Below are 21,014 nucleotides of genomic sequence, written 5' to 3'. Positions count from 1 at the left end.
ATCGAGAGATATTATGAAAAAACTAACTTTATTTGTACTGCTGTTTTGTATGCAAAAGGCATTTTGTAATGCTGCCAGTGATGTTTTGCAGGAAAAGCTGAATTCAATTCGAACCATGAGCGCTGATTTCAGTCAAGTCATTAAGGCTAAGAAAAGGCAAGTGTCAAATTCTTCGGGTACGATGGCACTAGAACGGCCTGGGCGATTTCGCTGGCAAACTAAAAGCCCCATGCCGCAGTTGGTGGTTGCCGATGGTGAACGACTTTGGATTTATGATGTGGATCTTGAGCAAGTAACGGTCAAGAAGCAAGAAAAAGGTATTGGTGGAACGGCTGCTCTTTTTTTAAGTGGTTATGATGATACTGTCGCTCGGGATTTTGAAGTCACTGAACATAAGAAAGGCAATAATGACTATTTTGATTTGCATGCAAAATCAAATAAAGCAAATTTTCAGCAAGTCAAGCTTGCTTTTGAAGGCAATACTCTACGTGGCATCGAATTATTTGATCAATTGGGACAACATACGACTGTGCGTTTAAATCGTATAAAAATAAATCAAAAACTCGCGTCAAATTTATTTAAATTCAAGGTTCCGAAGGGCGTTGATGTGGTGAAACAATGAATGATCCGGCTGGCTCAATGGTAACACCGCTCGCGGAATCCTTGCGCCCAACAACCATTGATGAAGTCATCGGACAAGAGCATTTGCTTGGAGCGGGCAAGCCATTGCGTCTTGCTTTTGAATCGGGGAAGCCCCATTCCATGATTTTATGGGGGCCACCAGGGGTTGGGAAAACAACCCTTGCAAGATTGACCGCCAGCGCGTTTGATTGTGAATGGATTGCCTTGTCTGCTGTTTTTTCCGGTGTTAAAGATATTCGCGCCGCCATTGAAGCTGCCAAAACACACCAAGCAAAAAAACGCCATACGATTTTATTTATTGATGAGATTCATCGTTTTAACAAAGCTCAGCAGGATGCATTGCTGCCCTATACTGAATCAGGCTTGGTAACTTTTATTGGTGCAACCACTGAAAATCCATCTTTTGAAGTGAATCCATCACTTCTTTCTCGGGCGCAAGTGTATGTGCTTAAGTCTTTATCAGATAATGAATTGCAAGAGTTGTTGTTGCGTGCGCAAAAAAAAGTTCTGACGCATTTGCACTTTGCGCAGCAAGCAATGGATGTATTAATCACTTACGCGGATGGGGACGCACGGCGTTTGCTTAATTTACTGGAACAAATGAATACAGCGGCAGCTACGTTGAATAGAACGGATATTGAACCGGAATTTGTGCAACAAGTGCTCACTGTAGGCCCTAGACGTTTTGATAAGGGTGGTGAATATTTTTATGATCAAATTTCAGCATTGCACAAATCCGTACGCGGCTCTCATCCTGATGCGGCTCTTTATTGGTTATGCAGAATGCTGGATGGTGGGGTAGATCCTCGTTATCTTGCAAGACGAATTATTAGAATGGCGTGGGAAGATATTGGACTTGCAGATCCGCGTGCTATGCAATTGGTTCATGATGCGGCAGATGCCTATGAGCGTTTAGGTTCTCCGGAAGGAGAACTGGCCTTGGCCCAGGCTGTCATTTACCTGTCTGTTGCTGCAAAAAGCAATGCGGGATATAAAGCTTATCAACAAGCTGCGGCCTTTGTAAAACGTGATAAATCACGAGAAGTGCCTTTGCATCTTCGGAATGCTCCTACGGCATTAATGAAACAATTGGAGTATGGTAAGGCGTATCGCTATGCTCATGATGAACCCTATGGCTACGCCGCCGGAGTAAACTATTTTCCCGAAGGGATAAAAGAGCCGGGTTGGTATCAACCTGTAGATAGAGGTCTGGAAAGCAAAATTTCTGAAAAAATGGATTTTTTACGGAAGTTAGATGAGCAAAAACGATAAAGTAATGGCCAAATTTTTTAAACGATGCTGGATATTTTTTGCTGTCATTATCATCAGCTTTGCTATTTTATTTAGTCTTTTTCGTGCGCTAACACCTTGGGCAAGGCAATATAAAGGCGAAGTTGAACAGCATTTATCGACTTTGATTGGTCAACCCGTAACAATAAGCAGTATGGAAACCAGCTGGTATTGGTTTGAACCGGTATTGAAATTAAATCAGGTTACGGTTTCAAACGCTCAGCAGCCTGTCTTGAAATTGAATAAATTGCTGGTGGGAATTAATCTGTTAAGTTCTGTTTGGCATTGGCAGATACAGCCCGGGATTCTCTATATTGATCATTTACATTTATCGTTACGAGAAGTAGATCATCGCTGGCAGATTGATGGTTTGGGGTTTGGCAAACAATGGACGAAATTGGAACCCGATTCTTATTTACCTTTAATTGGTTGGATTTTGGCGCAACAGAAAATTATGTTGCGTCATGTTTCAGTTTTGGTGCATTTAAATAATGGCTCTCTTTTACCTTTAGAAGATATTAATCTTACGATTGCCAATCGCTCAGGCCATTATCGCCTTAAGGGAAATGCCAGATTGGCTCAGACTATGAACACCAAACTGTCGATTTTGGCAGACATGTACATCGATGCTTCCAATTTGGAGAAAACTAAAGGAGAAGCTTACATTTCAGTATCCCATTTTTTACCTGCACAATGGCAAGAATTGTTGCCTAAAATGCCTTATCATTTGGAAGGAGGGGAAGGAAGTTTTGAGTTATGGCTTAATTTTTTTCAGGGTGGATTAAATTTAATTCAATCACGCATGAATTTTCACCATCTTGCCTGGCGCGATCTTTCTAAGGAAACCAGTTATTTTGTTCGATCATTAGGAGCTAATCTTGCCTGGCAACCTAATGCCGATGGATGGAAGTTGAGTGCTGATCAAATTAAGATGCATCTGATGGGTTTTCGTTGGCCCGATAATAAATTACTGGTTGAATACAGTAAATCACAAGGTGCATACCGTCTGTTTGTCGAGACTTTATTTCTTGAGCCTATTTTAAATTTGAAATTCGATTGGCCAGAGACTGCTCTACCGTTTTTAGCAGCCAAACCGTATGGCGTATTGCATAACACTCAGCTTGAATTGCATGATAAGCAAATCACTTATTTGTTGACCCAATTTAGTGAAGCGGGTTGGCAAGAGGCTTCGAGCATGCCGGCTGTGGCTAATCTCGCAGGTGTATTACATTGGCAGCCTTCGGAGGGCCGTTTGGAACTTGATGCGAAAAATACCTCGCTTAAGTTTCATGATTTGCCGCCCGTGGATTTTGTACAGGCCAACGCTGCCTTTGAGTGGAAAACATTCAGCCATGGATTACGCATCAATATGGAAAGAATGGTTCTGGTTCGTCCTGATTTGGTATTAAGTGCTCGTGCTGCATTGGATAATCCTTCCTCGTCTTCTCCGGGGTATTTACGCCTGAATGCTGAGTTTTCTGCAGATAATGCTCAGCAATGGCTTGCCTATATTCCTTCTAACTATTTAAAACCTAAACTTGATGAATGGTTGAAAGAAGACATCAAACGAATTGCTAAAGCCAGTGGTCAAATTAAAGTGGAAGGAATTCCGGCAAATTTTCCTTTTGATAAGAGTGAGGGAGATTTTTCCATCACCAGTTACCTAAGTGGCGCTGATTTGTATATTACTAACAAATGGCCGCTTAGTCGGGATATTGAAGCTTATTTGCGTTTTAATAAAAGAACGCTGGAAGCGGATATTGTTCAGGCTGACTTACAAGGGGTTCCTGTTGATCAATTGAATTTACGTATTGATGATATTGGACTTGATCGAGAAACATTGCTGATTCATGGAAAGACGAAGGCACCGGCGGATAAAGTAAGGGCATTTGTATTGGCTTCACCATTACGCACTCGTTTAGCAAAATTAAACATGCTGGATGTGCAAGGCGCATTAGGATTAGAGTTGCGTTTGGAGGTTCCGCTGTATCCTGAAAATGATGATGTATTAGCCCGTGGCAGTGTGACCTTTAATGATAATAATTTGATTTTTCATCATACGATGGATGATGTTGAATTAAAAAATGTATCGGGAAATTTGCACTTCAATGAACATGGAATCATGGCAAGTTCACTGCAAGCAACTTTATTAGGCGATTCTGTGATCATGCATATTCAATCATTTCAACAGCCTCAGCCATACACAGAAGTGCTTATTAAAGGAAGCACAACGATTGATTTATTGAAAAAAAAGCTAAATTTTCCAATTTTTTCCCTGCTCCAGGGTAATTTAAATATGGAAAGTCGCTTGATGTTAACGGATGATCCAAATGATTTGGATCACATTGAGATAACGTCCTCATTAGCTGGGGTCTCAGTGGATTTACCGCCGCCGTTAGGAAAATCTTCAGAGGAGTCTGCTCCGTTAGTCCTTGATATGGATTTTAATCCAGAAAAAGCTATTCGAGTACGTTTTGATTATGATGATCGCTTAAGCAGCGATTTATGGTTTGATAGAACAAAACAGTCGTTTTCATTAAGAAAAGGTGAAATTCGGTTAGGGAGTGGGCATGCCGTTGAGCCTAAAAAAGATGATGTGTTGTTGGTTGGTTCATTGCCTTCTTTCGATTTACAGCAATGGTATGCGACGTTATCGAAAATTCCTGCGGATACTAGAACTCCCAATTTGGCTGAGCACATTCGGTTTGTGGATGTAAAGCTTGGGATGGCCAAGTTTTGGACTCATGAATATGAAAATCTAGTCATCAAGGCAACAAAACATGGTAAAAATGAATGGTTTTTAAATATCAAACAAAAAGACATTGAGGGCAGTTTAAGGTATCAGCAAGCAGAGCATAACTTAAGTGGACATATTAAGTATTTGCATCTTCCTAAGCCCTCTTTTTTAAATAAGAGAAATTCTGATTCTATGGGTACGGTTGAACCGGAAACCATTCCCAATATGGATTTGACGATCGATCAATTTAATGTTGGTGATGTTAATTTAGGCCAAATGAGTTTAAAAACCACCAGCAGAAAAAAATATTGGCAGCTTGATTATTGTAAAATCACCGCTCCTTCTTATCAACTATTCATAAATGGTGATTGGCGTCATTTTTCAGCTCAGAAAAATCAAACTGAAATTCACGGGAGTTTGGATATTTATGATTTAACTCAAAGTTTAAAACAATGGCATATTGCCCCAGTGGTTGAAGCTCATCATGGCAAGGTCGAATTTAAAGGCAGTTGGCCTGCTGCTGTTTATGACGTTGCATTAACGAAGCTTTCCGGGAATCTTAGTATGATTTTAAAAGATGGCCGTATTACCAATTTAAGTCCTGAAACAGAAGAAAAGTTAGGGTTAGGAAAACTGTTGAGTATTTTAAGTCTGCAAACCATTCCTCGACGTATTAAATTGGATTTTAGCGATTTATCAAAGGATGGCTATAGTTTTGATATTTTTAAAGGCAGTTTTGTCCTTAAAAATGGTGTTATGACTACTGATGACAGTTATATTGATGGGCCGGTCGCTTATGCAAGCATGAAGGGTGATTTGGATTTAATGAATCAATTGTATGATCTAAACTTACGGGTTTCACCTCACATCACTGCCAGCTTACCCGTGGTTGCCACGATTGCTGGAGGTCCTATTGCTGGAATAGCCACTTGGGTGGCTAGCAAGCTTATTAATCATGGCATGCAGAAAATAAGTGGTTATACTTATAAAATTTCCGGGCCATGGTTGGATCCTGTGGTGCAGCAAGTCAGTATTATTAAACATAAACAACAGTAGGTTATCTTTTTCTGATGATGTGGGCTGTCATCAACCATGACCTATGTATTCACGATGGCTTGCTATCAGCCTTGCAAGTTAACTACATAGCAATAAATCCTTTATTCATTTTCTTTCTGTGTCCTTTCGCTCTACTATAATGATATAGCTTATGAATATGCACGCTGATAGCAAAGAGTAATCCTATGTGGGCTGCATTAATAAAACAATATTGGCGAGTCAGTCTATTTAAAGAAACGCCAGCCAATACGCCTTATTCACCGTTCTTGTTAGGTGTTGTTACCATTTTATTTTTTTTATTAATTATGACGCAGTGGCAATTGGTTGATTATGAAAAGGAATTTGTGTTTAGGGTTAATTTATTCAGCGGATTATCATTAGTGGCTTCTTATTTGGTGTACACGTATTTGTTGTTACAAGTATTTAATCTGGCAAGTCGTATGGTGCAGACGATGACTTGCATCTTTGCGGGCCATATTATCGTGCATTTGTTTGCTTTCCCTTTAATCGTTATGGCATTGACGTTAGTGCATGGGAAAATGCCGCAGATATTGGCAATGATGATTACCTTTGCGTATTTATTTTTAACATTATTGCTAACAGCATGGCAATTTATGCTATCGGCTTATCTATATAAAGAGGCGCTGCAAATAGGCTATTTATCAGCCATTTTGGCCAGTGTTGGACTTCTTGCGGTCAATATTCTGACGGTGTCTTTCTGGCGGTGAATGGCCATTTAAAAATCAATTGGACGATGTTTACTGTGCACCGCTATAATCAGTGACACGACCAAAATTTGGGTAGAATTTTTAAATCATGACAGCACAACGTATTCACATATTAGGTGTGGGCGGCACGTTTATGAGTGCGCTGGCTTTGCTGGCACGGGAAGCAGGTTTTCAAGTTACTGGCAGTGACGCTAATTGCTATCCTCCTGTCAGTGATTTGCTCACGGCAAAAGGAATAGAATGGACCGAAGGTTATGAAGACAGTCAACAAGCTTTGGAGGCAGATGTTGTTATTGTCGGGAATGCAATTAAGCGTGGAATGCCAGTTTTGGAAGCGGTACTTAATGCAGGAATTAAATATACATCCGGTCCGCAGTGGCTAGCCGAGCATATTTTGCCACGTTATCGAGTGATGGCTGTTTCTGGAACCCATGGAAAAACAACCACCACGTCCATGCTTGCTCATATCCTCAATTATGCTGGAATGCATCCTGGATTTTTAATTGGTGGGGTAGCTTCTAATTTTAATACCAGTGCTTGTCTTGGTGATGGTGAATGGTTTGTTATTGAAGCGGATGAATATGACAGCGCGTTTTTTGATAAGCGCCCTAAATTTATGCATTATCGCCCTGAGATTGCTATTTTGAACAATTTGGAATTTGATCATGCGGATATTTATGATGATCTAAAGGCCATTCAACAGCAGTTTCACTATTTTTTAAGAACCATTCCTGGTAAAGGCCTGGTGCTTAAACCTCGTGATGATCTGGCCTTAAATGAAGTGGTAGCGCGCAGCCCATTTTGTCGTGTTGAAGAGATGGCGTTAAACGGTGAAGCAACGTGGCGAGCTGAACTGCTGGACGAGAGTGGACAGGCGTTTCGTTTTTGGCATGTGGGGAAAGAAGTGGCAGAAGTCAATTGGCCATTGATTGGACATTTTAATGTTGAAAATGCCTTGGCTGCTTTTGCAGCCAGTGTGCAAGCTGGCGTAAAACCAAGCATTGCAGCAAAAGCTTTAGAACATTTTAAGCCAGTAAAAAGACGTTTAGAGATAAAATCAAATCGCCATGGAGTCACGGTCTATGATGATTTTGCCCATCATCCTACAGCAATTAAAAAAACGATCGCTGCTCTTAAGCAAAGTGGCCGGCATCAACGAATCTTAGTGGTTTTGGAGTTTGCTTCTTATACGATGCGTATGGGTGTGCATGCTCAGGAAATGGCAGAGGCATTGACCAATGTGGATGCGGTTTACGTATTAAATCCAATGGATTTTTGCCTCTCTGAGGTGGCAAAAGATTGGCGTTGTCCCTATTTGGTATTGACCAGCATAGACTTGATTGTTGAGTCGGTAATTAAAGATGTGCAGGAAGGGGATGCTGTGTTGGTGATGAGTAATCGTGGATTTGGAAATATTCATCAGCATCTCATTTCACGAATTAATGAAAAATTTTCACATTAATAGTGTCCTCGGACAAAATAGTGGGAATAGCTAGCAAGTCTCAGCTCTTAATTAGGAGCTGAGGATTAACCGCAGTTGACAAAAGAACCGCCGTTTGTTGAACCTTTCGAAGGAGGATTACTATTATTATTAATTTCTCCTGAATCAATAGGAACAGCATTTCCATGTGCAGAGAGCGCTGAAATAAAGCTTGCTGCATTACCTTCAAAGGTCACGGTATTGGCCAAAATACCAATTGCATCTACATTACCATCCCCAGTGGCGTTAACGCTTGTACTAGCTGTAATGGTTAAGTTATTTATTATTACATTACCGCGATAACACTATTCGCATTGGCAGCACATCCTCTGCTCCTACACCCAAGTGCTAATACATTATCTGCATCACTGATAACCTCGATGCTACTGTCTTGTACCACCAGGTTGCCAGTGGCATATACTCTAGCCACTGAGGGCGATAAAACGTGGCACAAGTACATCATTTGCTATGCGCTGGTTGTTATTAGAAACACACATATTATAGACAGGCCGAGGTAGACGCCAATCAAACTCAAATTTAAAAAAAGAATATCTTCTCAAACGAGAAAATAAAAATAGATTATAATTTGTATATAGAGGGAGGTAATATGCCAGAAATTTCGGATCAGTGGGTACCTGATGATATGCCCCCCGATGCAGAAAAAACTGCAGCGTCTGATGATGCTGACGACCTTTTGGAGGGATGGGGGCGTCTTGATGATGAAGAAACTGAGGGAGCTTTGCAGCGGGAAAGAGCCTTTGAACAAGCCTTCATTCTAAGTTCACAAGGAAGGAAATCCGCTTTTTTCTTTGGTTCAGTTGATCAGTCATCCTTTTACAAAGCATGTGAACGGCAGCCAGATGTTCAAATTATTAGTAAGTTTCATCAGTCAGGGGTTCTTGGTTTCCTTCCTATGAGTGATCCTGGTGTTTGTAGTTTTATGAGTGATGACTTTGCTCGAGCAGTAACGGAAGGGCGATATAATACCTGGAAGGATAAAATCACTCAAACGGATAAAGAGTTCATAGAGCGGTTACGGGCGGGACAATACGATGGAGATATGAGTGTTCGTGCAAGATTTAATCTGGGAACCGATCGACCGTTTAGCCCTGCTACTACGCCGATAACGAGACATGATGAATCCGATAAAGATAAAATGGATGATTTTCAACTCGCATCGTTGGCTAAAAGCATACATGAAAAGATGAATGCCGACCCTCATGCAACCTCCTGTTTAGAATCGCCTTGCATCAAACTTACCGTCGGATTAGAGCGCCCGGTTCGTTTCGGCACAAATCATCGGTTTGGCCATGCCATGATGTTTACTATGGCTGTTAAGGAAGATGGTCGGTTAGATAAAGAGCATTTATTATTTATGGATGCAAATTCAGGAATAATAAAAATTAAAAATAGTGAGGAATCCCTACGTCAATTCCTGCAATCTGTTGATACTAAACTTTTTAGTGAAATGCGCATTAGAGGAGCACATATAAATGTTGTAACCAATCCTAATATACCAGAAAAAGGCACTCCTGAATGGGGACAACGGGATGACGCTATAAAAGCAGGTCGAGTACCTGATAAAGAGTCTAATTACGCACAATGCAAATTATGTCAGTTGGATAATTACCTTAAAGCACAGATCGCGCGTTTAGAAGTTAAAGGGATTTGGGAGCGAATCACTGGCAATGTGGATGAGAGCAGAGAAGCAAAGTTAGCCTATTTAAGAGCGCAGAGACAAGAATTTCATGACGGTTATCGTGCACTACAAGCAGGGTCAGAGCCCCTTGACAAGGCTGCCGATAAATTATTCCAAACAACCATGGCAACTCTAGATGAGAGTCTTGAATTAAAAACAAAACGTGGCTTATTTAAATCAACTGCCGCCTCAGAATTTGAAAAATTTAAGGAAAAATATCAACATGAGTTAGAAGAAATCAGAGAAGACATCAGAAGACCTGAACCAGAGGGGGAAGAGCGACAGTCAGAGGGAGAGCATCCTTAATTCATCGAAACTGGCTCGCTTGAGCCAGTCCCGCAATTTTTTCCTGGATTATTTGAAGTGTAAATTCCCGTTTTCCCAAGTGACGTTAATGGTATCTCCGGGTTTGAAGAGGCCAGTTAATAAATCTTGTGCTAAAGGATTTTCCAGTTTCTGTTGAATGACGCGTTTTAAGGGTCTTGCGCCATAGACTGGATCAAATCCTGCTTCCGCCAGATGGCTGAGTGCTTGAGATTCAACATGCAAAACAATGTCTTGCTGTTGCAAGCGTTCTTGCAAATAGTGAATTTGAATGGTTGCAATATTGGCAATCTGTTCTTTGGTTAAGGCATGAAATACAATGCTGTCATCGATTCGGTTGATAAATTCCGGTCTGAAATGTTGACTCACCAAATCCATGACGGCCGATTTTATTTGCTGGTAAGTGAGCTTACTGCCCATGTCTTGAATGAGGTGGGAACCTAAGTTGGAAGTCATGACAATAACCGTATTGCGAAAATCCACCGTGCGTCCCTGGCCATCGGTTAGACGGCCATCATCCAATACTTGCAAGAGAATGTTAAATACATCACTGTGCGCTTTTTCAATTTCATCCAGTAAAATAACCGAGTAAGGACGTCGTCGCACGGCCTCGGTTAAGTAACCGCCTTCTTCATAGCCTACATACCCTGGAGGAGCACCAATTAATCTGGCCACGGAATGTTTTTCCATGAATTCCGACATGTCGATGCGGACCATGGCGTCGACGGTATCAAAAAGAAAAGCAGCCAGCGCTTTGCAAAGTTCTGTTTTGCCTACGCCGGTTGGGCCTAAAAAGAGGAAAGAACCAATGGGGCGATTGGGGTCTGATAGCCCGGCTCTTGAGCGACGTATTGCATTGGAGACGGTGTCTACGGCTTCCTCTTGACCAATAACACGTTGATGAAGCGCTTCTTCCATGTGTAACAGTTTCTCTTTTTCGCCTTCGAGCATTTTGGCAACTGGGATACCTGTCCATTTAGATACCACTTCAGCAATTTCTTCTTCTGTGACTTTATTGCGGACCAATTTGGTGCCATGAGGTTCATTGCTGCCAACTTGTGCCAACTGCTTTTCGAGCTCCGGGATTCGCCCATATTGCAATTCGGACATACGTGCAAGATCACCGGCACGTTTAGCAGTATCCATTTCAATTTTTGCCTGTTCAAGCGCTTCCTTAATATGAGTCGCGCCTTGCATGACTGCTTTCTCAGCTTTCCATACATCTTCCAGATCAGCATATTGCTTTTCAAGATCGGCAATGGAATGCTCCAAGTCATCCAAGCGTTTTTTTGACGCTTCATCACTTTCTTTTTTCAATGCTTCCCGCTCAATTTTTAATTGAATAAGACGGCGATCGAGTTTGTCCAGGCTTTCTGGCTTGGAATCAATTTCCATGCGAATTTGACTGCCGGCTTCATCTATCAAATCGATGGCTTTATCTGGTAATTGCCGGTCGGTAATATAGCGATGAGATAACGTGGCTGCGGCAACGATGGCGGGATCAGTGATTTCTACTCCATGATGCACTTCATAGCGTTCTTTCAAGCCCCTTAAAATAGCAATAGTGTCTTCAACAGACGGTTCATCGACCAGTATTTTTTGAAAACGGCGTTCAAGCGCGGCATCTTTTTCAACATACTGACGGTATTCGTCCAACGTTGTTGCTCCAATGCAATGCAATTCACCACGTGCAAGCGCGGGTTTTAACATATTGCCTGCATCCATTGCGCCTTCTGCTTTTCCAGCGCCTACCATGGTATGCAATTCATCAATGAATAAAATGATTTGCCCTTCTTGTTTGGCCAAGTCATTTAATACACCTTTCAAGCGTTCTTCAAATTCGCCCCGGAATTTTGCACCGGCAATTAATGCCCCCATATCCAAGGACAGAAGGCGTTTGTCTTTCAGGCCTTCAGGAACTTCACCGTTGATGATGCGTTGCGCCAAGCCTTCAACAATGGCAGTTTTGCCCACACCAGGTTCACCAATAAGGACTGGATTATTTTTGGTACGGCGTTGTAGGACCTGGATGGTACGACGGATTTCATCGTCTCGTCCAATGACAGGATCCAGTTTGCCTTGTTCGGCACGTTCGGTGAGATCGATGGTATATTTTTCCAAGGCTTGTCGTTGTTCTTCTGCATTGGGATCTGACACTGTCTCGCCACCACGAATTTCATCAATGGCTTTTTCAATGGCTTTGCGCTCGGCTCCAGCTTGTTTAAGCAATTTTGCCAATGTGCCATTTTCTTCCATGGCCGCCAGAATAAATAATTCACTGGAAATATAATTATCCTTGCGCTGCTGTGATAATTTATCGGTTAAATTCAGTAAACGTCCTAAGGAATTGGAAATATGAATTTCACCAGCGGTTCCAGACACTTTGGGAAGACGCTCAAGTGCTTGATCGATCAGTGTTCTTAGTTGAGAAATATTAATACCGGCTTTGGACAACAGCGGTCTGCAGCTCCCACCCTCCTGATCCAATAAAGCTTTCATCAGATGTTCCGGCTCAATAAAACCATTATCTCGACCTAATGCCAAAGATTGAGCATCGGCCAAGGCCAATTGAAACTTTGATGTAAGTTTGTCCATTCTCATAAGATGGCCCTTAATATTAAAAGTGATTCAAATTATTTCCTATCTCCCGTAAAATGGGGGCTTCCTTTGTAAAATCAAGTCATACATTATGATTAATAACCATTCTTCTACAGATACTCCAGATTCGCAGGCATTATTAAATAAAATTGTACTGGAATATATGCGCGAGCAAAAACGCAAGCGTTTTTGGCGATGGGTTACCCGTATTTTTTTCTCATTCTTATTGTATGGGTGCTTTATCAAGTGTTGGTCTTACGCAAGGATGAAATAGCAGTAGGCGCAACACCACATGTTGGTTTAATTGATTTGAAAGGAACTATTTTTGAAAATCAATTGGCCAGCAGTGATAATTTGATTAAAAGCATGGAAAAGGCTTATGAAAACAAAGGAATGAAAGCATTAATTATTCGTATTGATAGTCCTGGCGGCAGTCCGGTACAGGCGGATTATATGTTTAATATCATCCACTATTATCGGCAAAAATACCCTGATATTAAAACGTATGCTGTCTGTGTTGATGTATGTGCCTCTGCGGCTTATTACATAGCCGCAGCAGCGGATGAAATTTATGCCAATCCTTCGAGTTTGGTTGGTTCGATTGGTGTGCTTTACAATGGATTTGGTTTTGTGGATACCATGCAGAAGTTGGGCGTCACCAGACGCTTGTACACTTCAGGTCAAAATAAGGGATTTATGGATCAATTTTCTCCTGAGCAGCCAGGGCAGATAAAGAAATTACAAGTCATGCTTAATTTGATTCACCAACAGTTTATTGACAAAGTTAAAGAGGGGCGGGGCAATCGTCTGCACATGAATGATGAGCTTTTTTCAGGTTTGTACTGGACTGGTGTCCAGGCAAAAGAATATGGTTTGATCGATGGCTTTGCCAGCAGTGGTCAGTTAGCGCGTGATATTATCGGTATTGATAAAATCGTGGATTATACTCATAAGGATACCGTCTTTGAGCAAGTGGCAAAAAACATTGGCACGGCAATGATCGATGAACTTCCCCACGCTTTGGGAGTAAGGCCAGGATTTCAGTAATATTTAGGATGTTTATGATGGCTGGATTTGATCTGGCCATGTTCTAAAATGAGTACTGGTGTTGTGTTCATCGAGACGGTGCGGGGCTCATGCGTTCTTCGAAAGGTTCATCAGTATCCGTTTTGAGCCTTTGTAGTCCTTCTTTCATCGTGTGTGTCGTTCTAATAGGGTCGGGAGGGGGCATTAACAGCATTTCCAGTTTTTTTTCGGTTGCACTAAGCTGCATCTCTTGTAGTTCGAGCTCTATACCGGATTTGGAAACGGCTACCTCATAAATGCATTTACCTGATAATATCGGGGCTTTTCCAGGCTTTTGTACGTATTCCGGATTATCGGGATCTTTTCTTGAAAGATTGCCTTGGTAAACAAAGAGTTCTTTTATTATAAAACCTTCGTCGGTCGGTATTAAGTCAGTACGTCTTTCCATGCCTCTTTTTACATTATCAAGCATCATGCCTTCGCTGTTTAATGATTTTTGTAACTCAGTTTCCAGTATAGTAGGCAGACCGCCTTGATGCAGAACTTGTGCCAGTTGATCATAGACTTGATCTTTGTCATGTAATGCAGCGGGAATAAGAGGGTCTAATAGTTTTTTAAATTGGGCCTGCAGTATTGGGTCATGAGGTGATTCCAATATTTTTGCAAGATCAATACCAACTTCTTCGGCGTGTTCTTGTAAAGATTGGCCATTGATATACAGGTAATGTTTCATACGGGGCCAGTCGATCATGAGTTGCGATAGATTGGCGGCCCTGGAAAATTCAGAGCGTTCAAGCGCTTGTTCAATGGCTGATTTTTGGATATTTTGATGAGACATATATCTCAAATAGTGATCATATAGTTTTATTTTAGATCAATTATGTGATATTAGTAGGGAAATTGAAGATATTTATCGTAATTGATGCCAGGATTGCCGACCAAAACGGCTGCTACCAGGATTTTCAGTCACTTTTTGAATATCACCACTTGTTCCTGGAAGATATTTATATTCGATATTGCCGGCATTAAGGACTGCAGGGGTGTTAACCAAGCCTACATCCGGATGAACGCCACTTGCCGGTACACTGATGTCTTGACCTCCTTCACTATGAACAACAGCGTCGTTACTATCAAACAGATTGTCATTATTCAAATCAAAGACGTGATAATTTAATCGTGCACCACTGAAGGCATTTAATTCCATCAACCAGCTTTCACCGCCAAAGTCACAAGGATCGTCCGTGGGAATAATGGTTGAAAAAATAATTTTTTTATTCAGGAAAAGCATGTTGGAAACGATGCGTTCTCCGCGGGCTACGCCACCGACGATTAAATCCAGATACCAGCCACGATCATTATTGGCAAGCAGGTTTTCGCTGACAACACGCACATTTCCTTGTTCTTCCAGGATGGTTTGTTGACGTAATTCGGCGCGTCCGCTAATGCTTGTAGTATGTGTATCGCGTAAGGTATATATGGTTTGAATGCTGGTGTCTGTTTTATCCGCTGTTTCCAGATATTTACCCGTTCCAATATGAATTTGCAATCCGGAAGCATTGACGTCTAGACGAGAGACGGTTGGTTTGATGGTAATAGGTTGGCGATTGCCATTACTGTCCCTGGCGACGTAAAATGGCAATGGGGTACTTCCTGATTTAAAGCTGAAATCCCATTGATTAGCGTTGGCAGAGGAGATGTTGATTTTCCAGACGTTTCCAAACAAGTCACCCGCATACACCAAATCGGCGATGCCGTTGCCATCGGTATCTACCACAACAGGTGATGACATGCCATTCGGCCGCCCAAGTCCTTGGGGGTCGGCACTCATGCCTGCCTTGGTGTCAAATTTTTTAATGATTGTACCGTTTGTCATGTTGACGATATAGAGTACCGCATTACCCGTCGTGCTTGCTGTGCCATCCGTATAGGTGTTGTTATAACCGTTGCCAAAAATGGCAGCCCATTGTCCGGTAGCAAGACGTACAATCGCCGGCTGGCTATAAGTGAATCCCAAATCTGCGTCGTTCGCATCAGTAAATTCCCATTTTACAATGGTTGCTGCATTATTTTCAGTAAATTGCCCAGGGTTGGTGACATCCAATGCGTACACGCCTTGACCACCGCCATTTAATCCGGCAACGAGCATGGTTCGCCATTGGTTACTAGAAAAAACATCAATGACGGTGGGCGAACCATCTACATAATAATGGTGGGTGTAATCAGGAGAGGTTAATTGCGACAGGTTTTTATAAACAGGTGAAGGAACATAGGCAAACAGTTCTACTCCTGTGTCTGCATTAAAAGCATGCAGCATGCCATCATTGGCTCCCACATAAAGTACCGCCTGGCGATTGAGATTGGCTTGACGAAAGCTGCTGTAGGACACATTATTTTCAGGAGAGTTCCCAGACCATAGCACCGGATATTGTTGTTCAGGCACACTGATTGCAATGGGGTTTGAATTGATAATATCACCAAGAATTGTGGAGCGATCGCGAAAAATACCGCCATGTTGTTCTTCTTGCGCTTGATTGCCGCGCAAATAATTTAAACGCGAGCTGCCTGCCGAATCATTGAGAGCAGTGATGGGATTGGTGTTTAAGGCATTAACTTGTACCAGATCAAGTTCATTACTGGTCGGAGAAGCAGGATTGTTTGGCCAGCGAAAAGGAATGCCAAGATTGGCAGATGGTTTATACGTCAGAATTTGTCTGCCGCTGTTGTAATTTTGGAGATTAAGTTTTTGCGCTGCGTCCCAGACGGAACCAGATGGCCCGCTGCCAGTGGTTAGAATATTACCATTGTTTTCATCAATGGCGAAAGCCAGTAATTGTCCACTCCAGTCTTTTGTACGGAATATGGCTTGATAAATTCTTGTTCCTGTACTCAGAAAACCACTGCTTAAGGCGGCGGATGAGAAAGAACCTGTACGTTCAATGATCAGAGCAAACGCTTTAGCTAATTGCGTTTGCAAATTATTGGCATTGGTGACTAAGAAATAATTATCAGGAGAACCTGTGCCGCTGCTATCGAATTCTTCTGTTTGATCCGGTGTGCCGCTGTTATTGGCGTCAGTAAATCCACCCCATTTTGCCGCATACCATAAAGGAGAATTAAGAATAGCGGCGTCAGGCTGATTGCTTGGTGTAAAGGTACGCGTGGTGACTAGCGGCAAAGCCGTGTTATCTTGCCATCCTTGTCCAGGTAATTGTCCGGGGGGAGTATCCAGAAAATAATTAACGTCACTGCTTGCAGTGGTATCACTATCGCGAACCTCAAGATACACGCCATCGGCTGTGGTACCGGAAATGACATACCCCATATGCTGGGTAATGGAACCCGCACTGTAAATTGTTTCCAGATTAACGGTCAGGGTATTATTGGGATTGACGGTAACGGTGTATTTGACGATGGCATCCATGTCAAAATCAGCGCCTTGTTGAACGTCTTCAAAATTAACTCGAAACACAGCGCTGCTATCTGTTAAGGATTCAATGTAGAAATCAACGATGTTATTAGTAGGCTGATACTGACCTTGCGTTGGGTTGATGCTAAAGCCATTGACCGACTTGCCAAAAGGTATAAGAGAAATCGGATTGCCGCCTACATTAAATTTAATTTCGGGTGAGGGAGAAGACAAGCCAATCATAAAAGATTTTATATTTTGCTTACTTTGAGCATTATTTACATCATTGGTCCAGCCATAGTAAGCCACACTAGCAGCGTAATAACTGCCTTTTGAATTGGCTTCATGGGGAGCCAGTCCGCGGATATTGCCGAAACTGGTAACGGTTTTTGGTGTTGGTGCACCATCACTTTCTCCTGCTGATTGGCCAATAAAGGCAAGTAAACTCGAGAAACCTTCTCCTGTGAAGATTTGTTGGCCTAGCGTTGCGGCATTTAGGGCAGGTGATAAATCGCCTGAAATACTGTTGAAATAACTTCCCGGCACTTGATCGCCGTCATAGGAAGGATAAATATCACTAATCACTAGCATATTGGCTTTAGAGCAGCGAGGATATTGGCTATAGGGATTTTGCCAGGACGGTTTAGGCAAATTAAGACTTGCGTCGGTTCCTCCAGAGTAATCAAACGCTGAAGTTGGTGTTGATTTACCAGCAAAGTAACGTACGGCTTCATACATCATTTCAGCGATGGGATTTCCCCACATTTGGCATTCGCCATTATTAATGTTACGTGTGGTTATCCAGCCGCAACTGTAAGAATAATCCGTTTGAAATCCAGTGACGGTCAAGCGATTTAATGTGGCAATGATGCCGCTTACGCTGGTGAATTGACCGGTGTTTAGGTTAATTTCATCGGTGATGGAGGATATATTTTTTCTGATGACGCCACCTGATAAGTTATTATTGTAGGTGCCTGTCAAAAGGCCAAATTGCATGGCGTCATTTTCACCAAATTCTTGCAGGAGGCCAATAGGCTTATGATATCCTGAGGCGTAAGCGCGGCAGTTGTCTTCCAGCCCTACAGCCGGGTCACAGACTTTTACGCGTACAACATAATCGGTGATTCCTGAAATGGATGGTCCACTGCTGCCATTTAAGGCACGGCTTCCTGCGACAGGGCGTTCTATACTAACCCACTCCCAAATGCGATAGGGCTGATTTAAGGCGACCCTCAGCAAGGGCAAGCCAGTTCCATTTCTAAGCGTCGTGTTGGCGAATAAATGATAAGAACTGCCAGAGGGTTGGCTGTAAGGAGTATAATGACTGATGTCATAGCCATCAACCGCCAAATTTCGATATTCTTTTCCCCAGCTATGGCCATCTTGAGGGATGTAAGTGCGCTGCAAGATGGTTTGATTTGTATCGTCACTAGAGCGATAACCACCATACAAGACTTTGCGTAAAGCATCCAGACGTGCCGTAGTAATATAATTAAGAAAATTGCCACTCCATTGTCCGGAGCATTGTTTGTTGGCCGTCACAGAAACGGGATAAAAATATTGTCCACCGCTGTTGTAAGAGTAACATTTGTAACTGTCAAAATAACCAAAATAGTCGACGCTGGGTTTAAAGCGGATGTCAATGATTCCATCACCGTCAATGTCGGTGGAATCATTATAGGCTTCAAAGTAAAGTTTATGATCACGGCTGACCACCAACATGGTTAATGGTGCAACTTCATCCGTAAGAAACAGTGGGGTTTGTGATAAATTTAAAGGTGCGGAAAAAGCCATACCTGACCACAGACTATAGGATAGCAAGCCGTATAATAGTCGATTGACAGAGAAGGCATGGTTCATCAGAATCTCCTTCCTATCGTTGTCTGTAAAATACTGACTGCATTGTTTGACGAGCCTGTTCCCCTTGCCGTTATCTTATAATAAAAAGTGCCGGTACTTTTTTCGATGAGTCCCCCACTTCAGGAGAATCGGGTACAAATTGCAGAAATTCAATGATGTAGCGAGGAGGGCTGGCGAGGCTATGCAATTGTGAAGCATAAACTGCGGAATTAGTTTGCCACCAGTTACTCGATTGAGTTGAAAAATCCAGATTTTGATAAGTTTCCTGAACACAGGGAAAGGGTGAGCAAGTGGCTAGTACAGGTGGTTGTTGGCTTAAAGAAAGAATCCAGGCCTCTCCTGCAGCGAGAGCGGATTCAGCAGCATTAAAGGATAATTCTTTATCTTGCAGGTTAGATGACATTTTTTCTTGAAAGTTCGATACTTGCATGGCACTGATGCTGAGTAAGGACACAACAAATAAAAGCAGTAATGTAACCGCTAGGGTGGCGCCGGAATATGTTCTCATGATGGCAGCCCTCTATTGCGTATGGTCACAAAACTTTGCCATTCCCGACGTAATTTACGATCCGTTGGGGTATAAGTCGCGCCATTAAATTGATAGGATTGCGGGCTGCTTGCGACGTTTTCAATGGTGGAAAACAGCAGGTTAATTTTGACGCTGATGACATTATTCCAATTATTGCTGTTATTCACTTCTGTGGCTGATTGATAACGATCAGCGGCTTTATCATCGTTAGTATCAACGCCATACAGTATGCGCATTTGTTCTACCCCTTCGACAATTTCCACTTCATTGCCATTGATGTCTTGCCTTACCAAGGCGTAAATGGGTTGATTATCAGCGTTGGTACGACCTGTATTTTTTATATAAAAAGCGTAATAGACATAACGCATGACATGAGATCCTGCTGTGTAAGAGGTGCTGAGATCATTGCTGGTATTCTCGGTTACGGTATGAGTAATGGCGGTGGCATTGGTGTTACCGCCGGCAACAAAAATGTCGCCGACAATGCAATTCGTAATCATGATAATTTCGCCGGCCTGGATTCCTAATCGGTCATAAACCAAGACGGGATTATTGGTTAAATTCATGTCATCTCTTAACTGCACGTTGGTGTTTGCTGCCATTCTTATTTCCAACACATCCGTGTTAGGTATCACTCTTCCCAACAAATTGGTTGGAAGACTCGGACTAAAAGAGGCGCTTAAACCATCAAAGCCAAGCAGTGGTTTTTCGTAGAGCAATATCGGCGAAGGATTTTTTACACGATTCGTGACTTGAGTAAATTCTTCACCAGCACATCCCTGATAACCGGCCATACGAATTTCGTAGTTAAGGAAATAATTGGCGTAACGGGCATTTTCTTGTAGCCGTGCCAATCCTGCCTGAATTCTGTAGTTGGTTTTATTGGTGAGATAAATGGAACCGGTGGTGGCAACCACTAAAGCTCCCAGGGTAATGGCAATCATGAATTCAACGATAGAAAACCCGCTTCCGTGTTTTTTGCAATTCTGTATCATAACTGCACCTCCATAATGAGGCAGGTTAAATCAACCTGACTATTGCCACTGCAATTTAGTCCAGTGGCACCAGTGCGGTTATTGTCCCAATACAGGGTGATGGTATAATGGTTGCCGTTATTGATGACGGTTCCCTGGCCAGAGGGTAGTAAGAGAGCATTGTTGCTATTCCATTGATAAGTATCCAGCTGAGCAATTTGGCTGGAATTGCAGGTCGTGCATCCAGGGTTAGCTGGGATGCCAGAGACGTTGTTATAAAGTCCCGTTTTGACTCCGGTGTAGTTAGCACGCATACGGTCAATCATGTTGTTCGCTTGTGCTATGGCAATTGAGCGCATTTGGGCGGAGTGGTTATAGCGGATCATATTAAGCTGGATTGCTGCAATTCCTAATAATCCAATCGCTAAGATCACCACACTTATTAATACTTCAATTAAAGTGAACCCTTTTTGGCATTGGGCTGATACGTCTTTGTCCATTGGCAAAAATTCCTACGGTTACACTATAATAATAGTTTAAATTTTGATCTTTTTGGTTTAGTTTTTACTGTATTTGTGAGTGGATAATCCAATGTACAGAGACTTTATGGTTAAGTAAAATGAACAAACTTGCAGGAAGGTTTTGTTCCTCCCTTCTTAAAAGGG

15 protein-coding genes are annotated in these 21,014 nt (G+C 42.2%); 8 read left to right on the top strand and 7 right to left on the bottom strand.

Annotation, left to right across the window (positions count from 1 at the left end):
* Nucleotides 1–13 precede the first annotated feature (13 nt).
* The 7 genes from lolA to LOA_RS09580 all read left to right on the top strand — a co-directional run bounded on the left by lolA (nt 14) and on the right by LOA_RS09580 (nt 9,938).
* A complete protein-coding gene (lolA, locus tag LOA_RS09610; RefSeq protein WP_025386151.1) occupies nt 14–622 on the top strand; it encodes an outer membrane lipoprotein periplasmic chaperone LolA in 609 nt (202 codons plus the stop codon).
* Nucleotides 619–1,914, top strand: a complete 1,296-nt coding sequence (locus LOA_RS09605; protein ID WP_025386150.1) for a replication-associated recombination protein A — start codon at nt 619–621, stop codon at nt 1,912–1,914. The genes lolA and LOA_RS09605 overlap by 4 nt, the downstream gene beginning before the upstream one ends.
* A complete protein-coding gene (locus LOA_RS09600) occupies nt 1,898–5,725 on the top strand; it encodes a YhdP family protein (protein ID WP_025386149.1) in 3,828 nt (1,275 codons plus the stop codon). The genes LOA_RS09605 and LOA_RS09600 overlap by 17 nt, the downstream gene beginning before the upstream one ends.
* A 185-nt stretch (nt 5,726–5,910) precedes the next feature.
* Nucleotides 5,911–6,453: a hypothetical protein gene (locus tag LOA_RS09595; RefSeq protein WP_025386148.1), complete on the top strand. Its 543-nt coding sequence runs from the start codon at nt 5,911–5,913 to the stop codon at nt 6,451–6,453.
* An 88-nt stretch (nt 6,454–6,541) separates the two neighbouring features.
* Complete coding sequence (gene mpl, locus LOA_RS09590) at nt 6,542–7,915, top strand: UDP-N-acetylmuramate:L-alanyl-gamma-D-glutamyl-meso-diaminopimelate ligase (protein ID WP_042238908.1); 1,374 nt, start codon at nt 6,542–6,544, stop codon at nt 7,913–7,915.
* Nucleotides 7,916–7,990: 75 nt separating this feature from the next.
* The gene (locus tag LOA_RS09585; RefSeq protein WP_025386146.1) at nt 7,991–8,236 is read left to right on the top strand and encodes a hypothetical protein; all 246 of its coding nucleotides are present in this window, start codon (nt 7,991–7,993) and stop codon (nt 8,234–8,236) included.
* Nucleotides 8,237–8,540: 304 nt separating this feature from the next.
* Nucleotides 8,541–9,938: a hypothetical protein gene (locus LOA_RS09580; protein WP_025386145.1), complete on the top strand. Its 1,398-nt coding sequence runs from the start codon at nt 8,541–8,543 to the stop codon at nt 9,936–9,938.
* A gap of 48 nt (nt 9,939–9,986) precedes the next feature.
* Here the strand turns inward: LOA_RS09580 and clpB are convergent, their stop codons facing one another.
* Nucleotides 9,987–12,557, bottom strand: a complete 2,571-nt coding sequence (clpB, locus tag LOA_RS09575) for an ATP-dependent chaperone ClpB (RefSeq protein WP_025386144.1) — start codon at nt 12,555–12,557, stop codon at nt 9,987–9,989.
* A gap of 192 nt (nt 12,558–12,749) precedes the next feature.
* Here clpB and LOA_RS09570 point away from each other — a divergent pair, with 192 nt between their 5' ends.
* Nucleotides 12,750–13,601 (top strand): S49 family peptidase, encoded by an 852-nt coding sequence (locus LOA_RS09570; RefSeq protein ID WP_238551216.1) that lies wholly within the window; start codon nt 12,750–12,752, stop codon nt 13,599–13,601.
* A gap of 67 nt (nt 13,602–13,668) precedes the next feature.
* Here the strand turns inward: LOA_RS09570 and LOA_RS09565 are convergent, their stop codons facing one another.
* The 6 genes from LOA_RS09565 to pilV all read right to left on the bottom strand — a co-directional run bounded on the left by LOA_RS09565 (nt 13,669) and on the right by pilV (nt 20,849).
* Entirely contained in the window at nt 13,669–14,418 is a 750-nt protein-coding gene (locus LOA_RS09565; protein ID WP_025386143.1) for a hypothetical protein, read from the bottom strand.
* 72 nt (nt 14,419–14,490) lie between these two features.
* Nucleotides 14,491–18,846, bottom strand: a complete 4,356-nt coding sequence (locus tag LOA_RS09560) for a pilus assembly protein (protein ID WP_025386142.1) — start codon at nt 18,844–18,846, stop codon at nt 14,491–14,493.
* Entirely contained in the window at nt 18,846–18,920 is a 75-nt protein-coding gene (locus LOA_RS16250) for a hypothetical protein (protein WP_420795677.1), read from the bottom strand. Before LOA_RS16250 ends, LOA_RS09560 begins: the two co-directional genes overlap by 1 nt.
* Nucleotides 18,917–19,354, bottom strand: coding sequence for a pilus assembly PilX family protein (locus tag LOA_RS09555; RefSeq protein WP_052335936.1), 438 nt, complete (start codon nt 19,352–19,354; stop codon nt 18,917–18,919). Before LOA_RS09555 ends, LOA_RS16250 begins: the two co-directional genes overlap by 4 nt.
* The gene (locus LOA_RS09550) at nt 19,351–20,370 is read right to left on the bottom strand and encodes a PilW family protein (RefSeq protein WP_025386141.1); all 1,020 of its coding nucleotides are present in this window, start codon (nt 20,368–20,370) and stop codon (nt 19,351–19,353) included. The genes LOA_RS09555 and LOA_RS09550 overlap by 4 nt, the downstream gene beginning before the upstream one ends.
* Nucleotides 20,367–20,849: a type IV pilus modification protein PilV gene (gene pilV, locus LOA_RS09545; protein WP_051398997.1), complete on the bottom strand. Its 483-nt coding sequence runs from the start codon at nt 20,847–20,849 to the stop codon at nt 20,367–20,369. Before pilV ends, LOA_RS09550 begins: the two co-directional genes overlap by 4 nt.
* Nucleotides 20,850–21,014 lie beyond the last annotated feature (165 nt).

It is taken from the genome of Legionella oakridgensis ATCC 33761 = DSM 21215 (assembly GCF_000512355.1).
Lineage (GTDB): Bacteria > Pseudomonadota > Gammaproteobacteria > Legionellales > Legionellaceae > Legionella_A > Legionella_A oakridgensis.
This window is presented reverse-complemented; position numbering and strand designations above follow the sequence as displayed.